Genomic DNA, 12201 nt, shown 5'->3' with positions numbered 1-12201 from the left:
GCGCGGGCGGCGCTTACTGGACGCCGTTGGCGGTAAGGAGGCTCCGCTCTCATCGATCGCCAAGCACACGCTGCAGGATCGCGGTCGCCTCGGGCACCGGTACGAACACGCGTGTCTTGTAGGCGATCACCTCGGTGAAGCAGCCGAGGGACTTGAGCCAGGCAAGCTGGCTGGCGGGCGCACCGACGATTTCGATCCGCGGGAGGCCGTTGACCCGCGCCCGCTTGATCTCGCAGGCGAACGGCCGCTTGAGTGGGATGACGTTGCCGTTCTCGACAGCCCGCGCGATCTCGCTGGGTGTGAGCGAGGTCTCCTCCGAGAGCCCGAGCTTGCCGAAGAGCTGGTGCAGGTCGCCGGGGAACACGATGCGGCCAAGCCACGAACGCCCCTCGGCGTCCACGATACGGCTGACCGCCAGATGTGTGCTGGGCAGCGCGGACCAGATCGGCAGGAGGAGCCCTGTTGCAAGTCGGATCGTCTCTGTGTCGACGTGATTGCGCGCCTGCTCCTCCTCTTCCGCCCACGCCTTGGCGAAGGTCTCGCGTGCGCACTCCTCCCAGGCGGTCTCATAGAGGTCGTCTGCAGCTAGGTACTCGCGGCGGGTGGGTCGCATCAGCTCGATGCGCAGCACGGGCATGCCGTCCTCCGTCATTCCGGCACGCGCCGGGGTTTTGAGGGCGACCTTCCCCGACTTGGCGTTCTTTACGAAGACCGCGGTGTCGTCGGCGTCGGCGAGACGCAGCGCTCGGTCGAGCGAGACAGGATGGCGACGACGAGCGACCTCGATCGTCAGCAGATGCGAGGTGGCACCGCTAACTGTGTCGGTTCGCAGAATGCGATCATCGAGGACGGTCGCGGTTTCCACCAGCATGGTCTCGACCCCGACATCGAGGGTGCCAGCATCCCGAGCGGCCGCAACGCGTGTCTCCACCAGCGCGAGAAACTCGTCGAAGATGACGTTCTGCAGGCCGATCGGCAGGGCTAGCAAGCGGTTGAGCCAGCGCTGAATGGGCGGGAGTTCCTCCTTCAGGACGCCATCCTGATCGGTCAGTTCGAGGCCGGTGCGATGAGTGAAATCCTGGAGGCTGGTGCTTTTCAGCTTCCCGCTCTTGAGAAGGTGATACCAGCTGATCAGGGCGGCCTTGGCGTACTCGCTTTCGAGATTGTCGGCAGGATCGAACAGGTTTTGTCCACCGGTCTGGCGCTGGCCGCGGGTGAGCGCACCGAGACTGTCGAGCCGGCGCGCAATCGTCGAGGTGAACCGCAGTTCGCCCTTGCAGTCGGTGGTGACAGGGCGGAACAGCGGAGAGCAGGCCTGATGCGTGCGATGGGTACGTCCGAGCCCCTGGATCGCGCGATCGGCGCGCCAGCCCGGTTCGAGCAAGAGGTGGACACGCTGCTCCTGGTTCAGGGCGTCGAGGCTGGCATGATACGACCGGCCGGTTCCGCCTGCGTCGGAGAAAACGAGGATGCGCTTGGTGCCGGCCATGAACGCTGCGGCATCGGCTTGGGTCGATCTACCCGATCGCGTCTCGAGTTTCTGGGTGCCGTTCGCGGCCGGTACGAGGCGCTTGGTCCGACCCGTCACCTCGGCGACGGTGTCGTGGCCGAAGTAAGTGAGGACGCCATCGAGCACCGCGGCGATCGGCGGGAGAGCGCAGAGCTGCTCGATGAGATCGTCCCGCGCGGCTTCGGCCTCCGGATTGGTGACCGCGTGACCGTCGTCGTCGATCAACGGGCGCGAGCGCACCTCGCCAGCATCGTCGCGGTAGTCCCGCATCTGCTGTACGGGAAACGCACGCGTCAGGTAGTCGATAACCGCTTCGCGCGGTGACAAGTCGATATCGAGTTCGGCGCGCTCGTCGGGCGTGAGCTCACCCAGGCGACGGTTGAGGATCGCCTCGGCGGTGCTGACCAGTTGAAGGACGACGGATTGCCCGGCATCGAGATGCTGGCGAACCGCCGCAAGTACGGTCGGTAGCTTGCATGAGAGGAGCAGCGAGCCGAAGAAGCGCTGCTTGCAGCTCTCGAACCGGGAGCGCGCTGCCGCCTTGGCGCCGGCATTCTTGGTCGCACCGTCCATCGCGTCGACCACGCCGGTGATCTCGAGCGCCTTCTCCATGTTGCGATGGATGATGCCCCAGGCATCGGCGTACCGATCGTAGACGTCGATTTGATCGGGGGTCAGTTCGTGTCGCAGGATGTCATACTCGACGCCGGCGAAGCTCAGGGCGCGCGCCGTGTAGAGGCCAGTCGCCTTGAGGTCGCGGGCGACGAGCTCCATGGCGGCGATGCCGCCTTGACGGATCTCGGAGATGAATGCCTCGCGATCGGCGAAGGATGTCTCGGGTCCCCACAGACCGAGCCGGACGGCATAGGCCAGGTTGTTGACCTCTGAGGCACCGGTGGCAGACGCGTACAGCACGCGGGCGGCCGGGAGGCGGTTCTGGAGGAGAACACCGGCTATACCTTGGAGTGAGCCCGCCTTGGTGCCCATCGCACCCTCCCCGCCGGCGACACCGCCCATCTCGTGTGCTTCGTCAAAGGCGATCACCCCATCGAAATCGTCGGCCGCCCAGGCGATGATCTGATCGAGCCGCGTTGCGTCACCCCGACCCGACCGCAGGGTCGGATAGGTGACGAACAGCACGCCCTCGCTCATCGTCACCGGCTCATCGATCTTCCAGCGCGACAGCGGCTGCACGTCAGCGGCCATGCCGCCAAGCGCCGTCCAGTCGCGAACCGCATCTGCGTGGAGCGCTTCGTTTTTCGACACCCAGATCGCCTTGCGACGCCCTGCGAGCCAGTTGTCGAGGATGATGGCAGCAACCTGGCGCCCCTTGCCCGCGCCGGTGCCGTCACCAAGGAAGAAACCCTTCCGATACTGCCGACCGGCAGCGTCGAGGACGAGCCCCACGCCTTCCTTGTCGCAGGAGAACATCCCCGGGATGAACTGCGTCCAGGCATGCCCCGCGTAGACGACGGTTTCGAGCTGCGACGACGACAGGAGGCGGTCCGACACGGTGCGCTCCGGCAGGTGCGGAACGTGCGAGGGGATGGGAGCCGGGATGGAGCCCATCGCCACAGACTCGACCAGCGAGGTCGGATGCTCGCCGGCCGCGTCGAAGACGATGCGGCTAGGCCGGTACGGCAGATAGACCCCGACCTGCTCGGCGATAGGCGCTGGCGTGTCGAGCACCTTGTAGCCGACCGGCAGCACCTCGTTGCGGGTCGGCGCCCGGAAGATGCGCGGCGCGGCAGCCGGGCGCGACTTCATCGCTCGCAGGAGCGACACCGCCCCTCCCCGCTTGACCGCCGAGGATGCGTTGTCCTCCTGCAGGGCAGCGCGATCGGGAATGACAAGCAGGTCGACCAGCTCAGCCACGTTCCCACGAGCGATCGTGACCCCTGCGATGTCGCCCACGATCTTGTCGATCACGTAGATCCGAACCGCGACGCCGGTGCCGTGCTTTCCGTAGCCGTTCGTGAGGCGGATGGAGGTGCGAAGGGCCGTTCCCGCAAGTGTCGTCGTCCAGATATCGGCCATCCGTGCGGAATGGGCGAACCAGTCCGGCATGATGGCAACGAGGCGCCCGCCTGGCCGCAACCGCTTCAGCGCGGCTTGAAGATGGCGGACCGCGGCGAGCGCGTCGGCACCGCGACCGACCGAACGCGAGAAGGGCGGATTCATGAGAATGAGGCTGGGGCGCTGCAAGGCTGTCAGCGTACTGCCGATCGTTGCCCCGTCATGACCTGAGACGACGGCATGGGGAAATGTGGCGGAGAGCCGCGCCCGCCGCGCCGGATCGATCTCGTTGAGCTGCAGGGCGGCGATCGTCGACAGTTGAGCGACAAGCAGTCCGTTTCCGGCGCTGGGCTCGAGCACGACATCCGTTGGTCGTGCAGCCGCGAGTAGGACGGCCACGGCTGCGATGTCGACAGGTGTCGAGAACTGCTGCCAGTCGATCTGTTCCTCGCTGCGCACCGTTTGCGTCGGCAGGCGATCGAGCAAGCCGAGGGCGAGTGGGAGGTCGGCCGCGGTCTGGAGCGGCTGCGAACCGCTCACCAGATGGAGCGCCAGCGCATGCTCGAGCACCTCGAAGCTCTCGCGCTGCGTCCAGCGCCCCTCTGCGTCCGAACCACCGAAGGCGTGGACCATCGCCTCGTTGAGGTCGCGTCGGCTGAGCTTCGTCTGTCCGCCGAGTAGCGGCAAAAGCATGCGGGCAGCGTCGGTGCAGGCGGTTCCGCGGTCATGCTTGGGATCGAACAGGTCGGTCATGGGGTGGGTCTCCAGAACTGTCTGCGTGCTGCAGCTCAGTTCCCCCGCTCCCCCTCCCCTTCTCAGCTCCTCGGCCTAAGCACGTCGGCCCAGTCGCCGTACTGTTCCGGCGGTGGCATGCGGGCGAGCGCAAGCCCACGCTCCCGATAGGCTCGCCAGGCCTTGCTGCGCGCGCGCCGTCCTTCGGGATCGTTGTCTTCGGCGATAATCAGTCGTGTGACGTTGCTCGGGATCTGGATGCGATCAAGGCGGGCCGCCCCCAACGTCGCCCAGCATGGTATGCAATTGATCTGGGTGAACGCCGCAGCCGTCTCGAAGCCTTCGGCAATGGCGAGGGTCTCCCCCGCCCTGCCCCCTTGCCAGGCACCGGCAGCGGGAGCGCCGAGCATCACCTTGTCCAGGTAACCACCGTTCGTCGTGTCGAGGAAGATACGTTGGATCGCACGGAGGTGGGAGCCCTCTCGGACCGCTACGATGAGCGCGGGCAGGAAGCGCGTGGAAGGCTTTGGACCCCACGGGCAGCGTGGATGAAAGCGGATATCGTCGAGTGGCAGGCGCAGGCTCCGCCCGTCGAGATACTCAGCGGCTGCCGTACCGTCCGCGGGAAGGGCCTCCTCCCAGAGCCGTCCGACGTTGCTCCCGCCAGGGCGGTGCCGGGCGGGCGGTGGCTGATGGCTTCCGGAGGGTCGTAGGCGGGAGATTTCGCGCAGGACGTCCCCCGGATCGCAACCGGCAAAACAATGGACGAGAATGCCGTCGTGCCCCTGGCGCACGGACAGGCTGGGATCGCTGTCCTGGTGTGCTGGGCAGCGGCAGGTAGCGATATAGCCCCGCCAGGTGCCGCCAAGGGCACCCACGATATCGACAACGCGCTGGGTGGGTCTGAGAGCGATCAGGGACATTCCCGTCTCCTTTCACCCCCTCCCGCCCTCTTCCCTCCTACAGAAAAGCACATCGCAGGGTTTGCGAGTAGACGAAGAAGCGGCAAGCCGATAAGACGGCTTTACGTTTTGCAGGTTTTACGATTACACGTTTCCACGGAAGGTGCCTCTCATGATCGTTGCGTTGCTCAACCAGAAAGGCGGCGTCGGAAAGACGACCCTGAGCGTGAACCTGGCCTCAAGCCTCGCACGCGACGGCTCGCGGGTGTTGCTGATCGACGCCGACCCCCAGGGCAGTTCGCTCGACTGGGCCGCGGCTCGCGAGGAGCAGCCGATGATCTCGGTGGTCGGCTTCCCTCGACCGACCATCCACAAAGAGTTGGATCAGATCGGCCAGGGCTACGATCATGTCGTCATCGACGGACCGCCTCGTGTGACCGAGCTGGCGCGATCGGCGATCATGGCGGCGGATGTGGTGCTGGTCCCTGTCCAGCCTTCGCCTTACGACATCTGGGCCGCGGACGAGGTGGTCAAGCTTATCGTCGAAGCGTCCGTTTTTAAGGAAAGCCTGAAGGCCACATTTGTGGTAAATCGCAAAGTCGCAAAAACGGCGATTGGGCGCGACGTGGTTGAGGCTTTGGCAGCATATCAGATCCCGACCATGACGGCGCAGATCGTCCAGCGCGTCGTGTTTGCCGAGGCAGCGGCCACCGGGCGCGCTGTTTTCGAGATCGACGGCAAGAGTGCGGCGGCAGCGGAAATCGAGGCCGTACGGGCCGAACTAATGGAGCTTGTGGCATGACCAAGAAAGTGACGATTGGCCGACGCCCAACGGCTGGCGCGCCTCCCGCCGCTGGCGCCGATGCCTGGGTGGGAGCCGGAGCAGAGAAGCTAGCCGAAACGCCCGCCGCGGACGTCAAGATGAAGCGTTTGACGATCGACATACCAGAGAGCCTTCATCGCACGATCAAGTCACAGTGCGCGATGCGGGGAACGAAGATCGCTGACGAGGTCCGAGATCTGTTGGTACAGAAATACGAAACGCCGTAATTCCGCCTTTGCGCGTCGGCGTATTGCCGTGAAGCCGGCGATGTGTCTTTCTGTATCACCGCTTTTCCGTAAATGCGGTGCCTGAATGGCGTTCTCGGCTATCGCGATCCCACTTTCGCCCGATCGCGGGATAGCATCCGGTTCGATGAAAGGTTCAAGCGACTGGCAACAAGGCAGGGGTCCACCTTCTTCGTGCCGGGCGTTCCGGCCAAGGACCAAGAGCAAGCGTATAATGAGCTCGCGCTGGCCTGCGGGTGTGCGCCGGCGCCGACAGGCAAACGCATCCGCTCAATCACGTTCCGATCCAACGGGGAGACGTGGACAGCCACGGTTGGCGAAAAGCTAAGCGGCTCGGCGACGAAGAAGAGCCGGGCAGGGGGGCAACGCATCGAACGCACCGTTCCTCTCTCAAACGGCTCGACCGTCCTCGCCATCTTCGCCGGCTTGCCCTTTCGGGTCTGCATGACGGCGCGTCCAGGGTTTGGTCCAACCCATTCCTCGCTGGCGAGCCTTCCTCCGTCACTATGTTCGCGGACGGCGGAGCATAGCCACTTCGACAGCGATGTCGCCCGCATTTCAGCAGATGCGCTTCGTCGTAAATCTGTTTAAGCGCAAAGTCGGGTTCCCGATGCGCTCTCCTCCCGGGCAGGGTAATTTTTTTCCACGTTGACCATGCCTCCGTCCGATGGCTGTTTCGACAAATGAAGCAACCCGGCGCGCTGAGATTAGTCACAGGATTGGTCGCGGCTTCCGTCGCCCTCGGCTCTGCCGACGCGTCCCAGCGGCAAGCTGAACTGGTCGCATTCCGTGATTTGGCTGACGGTGTGGTGATTGATGTAGGCCGCACGGCGCCGAAGCCACTTCCACCATCAAGCGAGCAGCAGGGCGTTTCGCCGGAAGCCTTACAGGATGACTTCCGGAGCATCGCCCTGGCCGAGCAAGCACATACGACCACGGACGTTCCAAGCCCGCCGATTGCGATTCCGCTTTGGATGCAGACGGGGAGGGTGATGACGGGTGCGGCTCAGGTCGCTCAGAGCGTCGTCGCGCCTTACATGTACAGTCCGGCCGCTTGCTCGATGACGCCTTACCGTCCGCGAGGAGATTTGGCTCCGTGGCAGGAGGCACGCCGAGCGCGTTATTTCCCTCTCATCTCCGCCGTCGCCTGTGAGGCTGGCGTGCCTACCGGGCTACTCGATGCGCTCGTCGCACAGGAAAGCCGCTACGATCCGCTGATCGTCTCCAACAAGGGCGCGGTAGGCCTGACACAGTTGATGCCCGACACGGCTCGCGGCCTAGGTGTTCTCGACTCCCGAGATCCGCTGGCCAATCTGAGGGGAGGGGCCAGATACCTTCGGTCTCACCTGGACGAGTTCAAGCGCGTCGATCTCGCACTGGCGGCCTACAACGCCGGCCCTGGCAGGGTACGAACCTTGGGAAGGATCCCACCCTTCAGGGAGACGATCGATTACGTTGCGGCGATCACCAAGGGGTGGAGCAGCGGTGCCCATCGAGCCGCATCCGTGCAAACCGCCGCGATGCCGAGTGCGGCAGGCTGGCGGGGCAGGGGGGTCCAGCTGCTGGCTTACACGTCGACGAGCGTGCCGAACCCGAGGTAATGGGCAAAGTAGATCGCGATCCCGAGTATAGCCGGTGCACCCAGGAGGTAGTTGAGCTGCCAACGAACCCACAGCCGCGGCGCGACGAGGACCTTGTCGAGCATGGTCGTGGTAGGGAGGCGGCTATTTCCCGTGCGATAGTCATAGGCGGTCTTGATGACCGCGAAGACGGCGCACATCGCGACCATGACGCCGACGGCGGCATAGAGGGAGAGCCAGGCCTGGAGTGTCGCTTGGGGCATATCGACCACCTAGCAGCAAGATGCTGACGATCGCTTAACCCTCTTGTGGGTGCAAAGTTACCAACCTCACCGGACGCGTGAGTGCTCTACGTGGCCGACGGGATCGATGCGGGGCTCCCGTTTCAGACGAACTACCAGCGGATCGCCGAGGCGTGGACGTGGTCCATCGGTGTCACCGCAATGGCGACGATTGCCGCCGTACCGCTCGCGGCGTTCGTCCTTCTGGGTCGCCGAGAAGATGCCGAGAAGGACACTGCTTCGAGCTGAATGCGTCTCCGGCCACCTCACAGCCTGCCTGATTGGAAGAAGCAGGCGAGGGGCGGGAGGCCTCTCGTTGCGCGCTTGGCAGGGGTTGGCCATCAATGCGCAGCCATTCGCTCGGTCCTGAAACCCCATAGGCTCTTTTGAAGGTCGAGCTCGCCGCGCTTCGCCCTCGAGACCATCCCAGCGTAATAAGCCCCGGCTGTAAGGCGGATCTCATTGCGCGCCTCTCTCTCCGCGGTGATCATGACCGCGACAGCAGCGCCGTCCCGGCCCAGCGTATCGATTGCATCCACCCACGTTCCGGAACGGATGCCAAGGTCATGCCGCAGCCGCGCCGCGGCGTTATGGACGTCGGGCCACCGCGGTCGGGCCTCCGTCAGATACATCGAGGTTGTCGGGAACATCTCCGCGAGGTCGCAAGGCCGCACCTTGAGGCTGCTCTGAGAAGGGGAGGGGGGCAGCACCGCTTGATCGGGAAGGCTCACCTCCGGGTCAGAACTACATCCTCGCTTAGCATGTACGGTATTTTCAGAGGGAATGGTTTGTATGTGTATGTCGGGTGATACCGATGACCCCGACGGGTTATTTTCCTCTGTAAACATGAAGCGATCGATGGTCTCTCCGACAAGATCCTCAACGCCAGGAAGACGGTCGAGCGCGGCCTGGTAGCCTTCGCCGTCGCCCATAGTCCTGGCCTGCGCCGCAGCGAACGCGATCTCGTCAATCGCGTCCTGGAGTGCCATCCAGTGCGGTCCGGTGAGGCTCAGATCAGCGGCCTGCGCGAGTGCCTGTCCGACGATCCGGCGGACACGCGCGATCTCCTTCTTGCCGCTCTTGAAGAGGGCATAGAGGGCGTTGAGGCGATCGCCGGCTTCCTTCAGCTCGGCATAGCGCAGCCGGATGGGGGAGAGATCGAGGCCGTAGGCTTCGACGATGACGCCGTCACGGTTCCGGAAACCGCTTCGACGTCCCGAGGCGCTATCTCGCGCGAGGATCAAGCCTGCGGCGCGCAGCTCACGCAGCCGCGCCTTGATGCAGGCAACGGTTTTCCTGACTTCGTCCGCAAGATGTTGGTTGCTCGGCCAGACGACGAGCGGGCGGTCGGCGGCCCAGTCGGCCTCCCAGGTGAGCTGGACAAGATCCATTAGCGTCTCGATCGCGCCGTTGCTGACCGCGATCGCTCCTTTCAGCGCCTTCACGACCCTGCGCGCGTCTTGTTTGGATATCTGGACGGCGCTCTCGTCGACGACCTTCATCCTTCGGGTGAGCTCACGCGTCAGTGCCGTGATCGGCCGCGCCCCGGTTCGGCCGGTGAATGCCGTTTGCGTATAGTTCATCGTTCGCCCCCTCGGATGGAGGGACCGTCAGCAGGCATAACTCGTGCGTGGCGCGAATCGCGCTCCCTTGAACCGGGTGTCAGGATCGTCTAAATGGGAGGTCTATCGCGGACCGGTCAGCGTTTGGCGACGCTGCCCATCTTACGGTTCCAGGGTGCCCGGCCTTCGTGCCGGGCATTCGTTTATGTGGCCACGGTCATAGCTCCAGAAAATGCGACGGAAGGTCGCCCGAGCACAGTGCCGCAGATGCAAAGGTTAAGAAACCACGAGGATTCGTGGTATCGGCTACGCTCGCCGGAAAAGATTCGTGGTATCGACTACGCCCGCAGCGATAACTTCGTGGTATCGACTACGCTGCACGGCAAAGTTCGTGGTATCGACTACGCCTAAGAGACGGCAAAGTTCGTGGTATCGACTACGCCTAAGAGAATGGTGGTTGGCCTTCGACGAGATCGGCAGTGCTGATAAGGCGGGCAGGGGGATTGAGTCGCCTCTCCGACTGTCGTGATCGAATCCGATCAGTTGTCTGATCCGGATTTCGATCGCTTCATCGGCGCCAGGACAGTCGGAACCTCGCGTATGACAACAACCTCGTCCGAGACCTTGCTGCTTTTCGAGGCGCCTTCGGCCGCTTGGATGGAAAACTCGAAGCCCGGGACTGTACCGTTTGCAGCCTCGACAACGTAAGGCTTGAAGAGGCGGGTCAGGCTCTGGTGGCCGATCTGGTGTTGTAGATCACCCAACCTTATCGAGGTCACGCCGGAGAAGCGCAGGAAGCAAGCGACTTCATAGAGTCGACGGTTGATCGGGCTCAGCTGGAAATAGCTGGGTGCGTATTGCATGACACTTCGATCCTTGAGGATCGCCCGAAACAGCCAGTCGCAAAGACGAACATTCACGGCCTTGAGCCTGCGCTCGCCGGTTCGCGTCTTGGTATATTGAAGGCGGGCGGTCTCGACCCAGGAGAAGAATCCCGCTTCACCCTCGCCGCCAGTCTCGATGTCAGTCTTGATCTGAGTGCTCTGCAGTCGTTCCAATGCCTCGTACAATCTTGTGTACGCGTTGGACGACGGGGTAGCTCCGGTGACCCGGAAGAAGTCATTGGCAGTGAACTGGAAGTTTTGGCTTACTGGCTCGCCATTCTCGATCTTCGCAGCCATAAGGCTGGCGATGTAGAGGATGACCTCTTTATCGTAGATGTTGGCGACACCCTTATGGCCAGGCTGCACCTCGATACTGATCTCGCCGGTACTGTAGGCAAGCGGCTTCATCCATGCCTGCTTCGTAAGCGCGAAGAAGGGGTATGCCATCAGCGATAGCTCGCCATGAACACCACCGCGTAGCGGGCTGTCCATGGAGAAGAGGTCGCCTTGCATCGGAACCACTGCGTCTTTGGCAGTGCCGGTCGGCGCCCGATCTTTCGAGAGGCCTGGTTCGGCTGCCTTACTCTTCGGCATGACCAACTCCGTCGTCAACCAGTCGGCTCGCGCGCGTTCCAACCGCGGCGACACCATAGGCGTAGGCGATACCACGAGCTGGTCGACCCGTAAGGTCGGCCGTGGGGTCAGGCGTAGGCGATACCACGAACTTCAGGCGGGTTTCGGGCGGAAAACGCAGCCTTCCGAGGGGAGGGTGCCCGCCGGTTCGGTCCAACTTCGTACTATCGACTACGCCTAGCAGACCCGCACCGGCGCTGTTGTGCGTCGTCGCAAACGACCTGTTTTGACGAGGCACCATGGGAATGGGTCGCCCGGCGCGATCGGCCGAGAGGCCGGCTGCGGAATGTGACTTCTCAAAACCCATCGCCAATTGTAATCCCGATCGATGAGCCTTGTCGATGAGTTTTGAGAAAAATCGATGCTGATCGGGTATGCGCGCGTGTCGACGCCCGACCAGGATCTGACCCTGCAGCTTGATGCGCTGCACCAAGCCGGGTGCGAGCGCTGCTTTTCCGACAAGGCCAGTGGCGCGAAGATCAGTCGCCCCGGTTTGGTCGAGGCCATCAGCTACGCGCGCGCCGGCGATGTACTGGTCGTCTGGAAGCTGGATCGGCTGGGCCGGACGATGAAGGGTTTGGTCGACCTCGCGGCCGAGCTCGAGGAGAAGGGCATCGGCCTGCGCTCGATCACGGATGGGATCGATACCTCCGGCACTGCCGGCAGGTTGGTCTTCAACATCCTCGCCGCCATGGCGCAGATGGAGCGTGAGCTGGTCAAGGAGCGCACCACTGCGGCGCTTGAGGTCGCCAGGCGTAGGGGTCGCTTTGGCGGCCGAAAGTCGGTCATGACCGATGATCGCCGGAATGCGGCCGAGAGCCTGCTGAAGACAGAGATGACGCCGCGCGAGATAGCCGGTGCGATCGGTGTATCGCTGTCGACCTTCTACCGCCATTTTCCGGGTAAGTGACCCCGGCGTAGATGGGTGGACTAGGGTCAGGACCCATTGATGTGGGAGGCGCGATCTGATTCAGGCTCCGTGAGGAGAGAGTGGATGAGCGACCTGTACTGGCTGACGGATGAGCAGATGGCG

General features: G+C 63.5%; 10 protein-coding genes. 5 read left to right on the top strand and 5 right to left on the bottom strand.

Going from position 1 to position 12201, the window contains the following annotated elements; translation table 11 throughout:
- Positions 1–49: 49 nt before the first annotated feature.
- Together ASF14_RS07570 and ASF14_RS07565 are read right to left on the bottom strand one after the other, a co-directional pair.
- Positions 50–4279, bottom strand: coding sequence for a strawberry notch family protein (locus ASF14_RS07570; protein WP_056433704.1), 4230 nt, complete (start codon positions 4277–4279; stop codon positions 50–52).
- Positions 4280–4341: 62 nt separating this feature from the next.
- Entirely contained in the window at positions 4342–5181 is an 840-nt protein-coding gene (locus tag ASF14_RS07565; RefSeq protein ID WP_056433700.1) for a DUF7146 domain-containing protein, read from the bottom strand.
- 151 nt (positions 5182–5332) lie between these two features.
- On the opposite strand from ASF14_RS07565, the gene parA reads away from it, so the two are divergent.
- The 3 genes from parA (at position 5333) to ASF14_RS07550 (ending at position 7829) form a co-directional block, all read left to right on the top strand.
- Positions 5333–5962: a ParA family partition ATPase gene (parA, locus tag ASF14_RS07560; protein ID WP_056433696.1), complete on the top strand. Its 630-nt coding sequence runs from the start codon at positions 5333–5335 to the stop codon at positions 5960–5962.
- Positions 5959–6210 (top strand): plasmid partition protein ParG, encoded by a 252-nt coding sequence (locus ASF14_RS07555; RefSeq protein WP_056433695.1) that lies wholly within the window; start codon positions 5959–5961, stop codon positions 6208–6210. Before parA ends, ASF14_RS07555 begins: the two co-directional genes overlap by 4 nt.
- Positions 6211–6911: 701 nt before the next feature.
- The gene (locus ASF14_RS07550) at positions 6912–7829 is read left to right on the top strand and encodes a lytic transglycosylase domain-containing protein (RefSeq protein WP_056433693.1); all 918 of its coding nucleotides are present in this window, start codon (positions 6912–6914) and stop codon (positions 7827–7829) included.
- Here the strand turns inward: ASF14_RS07550 and ASF14_RS07545 are convergent.
- Positions 7796–8071: a hypothetical protein gene (locus ASF14_RS07545; protein WP_056433691.1), complete on the bottom strand. Its 276-nt coding sequence runs from the start codon at positions 8069–8071 to the stop codon at positions 7796–7798. The two genes, ASF14_RS07550 and ASF14_RS07545, sit on opposite strands and share 34 nt — an antisense overlap.
- Before the next feature lie 81 nt (positions 8072–8152).
- Between ASF14_RS07545 and ASF14_RS07540 the strand changes: the two genes are divergently transcribed.
- On the top strand, positions 8153–8338 hold the full coding sequence (locus ASF14_RS07540; protein ID WP_056433687.1) for a hypothetical protein: 186 nt from the start codon (positions 8153–8155) through the stop codon (positions 8336–8338).
- Positions 8339–8430: 92 nt separating this feature from the next.
- Here the strand turns inward: ASF14_RS07540 and repC are convergent, their stop codons facing one another.
- Positions 8431–9672 carry a plasmid replication protein RepC gene (gene repC / locus ASF14_RS07535; protein WP_056433684.1) on the bottom strand — a complete coding sequence of 414 codons (1242 nt, stop codon included), beginning with the start codon at positions 9670–9672 and terminating at the stop codon, positions 8431–8433.
- 518 nt (positions 9673–10190) lie between these two features.
- Complete coding sequence (locus tag ASF14_RS07530) at positions 10191–11129, bottom strand: replication initiator protein A (protein ID WP_327555633.1); 939 nt, start codon at positions 11127–11129, stop codon at positions 10191–10193.
- 400 nt (positions 11130–11529) lie between these two features.
- Here ASF14_RS07530 and ASF14_RS07525 point away from each other — a divergent pair, with 400 nt between their 5' ends.
- The gene (locus ASF14_RS07525; protein ID WP_056433681.1) at positions 11530–12078 is read left to right on the top strand and encodes a recombinase family protein; all 549 of its coding nucleotides are present in this window, start codon (positions 11530–11532) and stop codon (positions 12076–12078) included.
- Positions 12079–12201 lie beyond the last annotated feature (123 nt).

Origin of the sequence: Sphingomonas sp. Leaf257, assembly GCF_001422185.1 — a bacterium.
In the GTDB taxonomy this organism is placed as follows: Bacteria; Pseudomonadota; Alphaproteobacteria; order Sphingomonadales; family Sphingomonadaceae; genus Sphingomonas; species Sphingomonas yabuuchiae.
The sequence above is the reverse complement of the archived record's forward strand: the minus strand, read 5'-3'. Positions and strand labels throughout refer to the sequence as shown.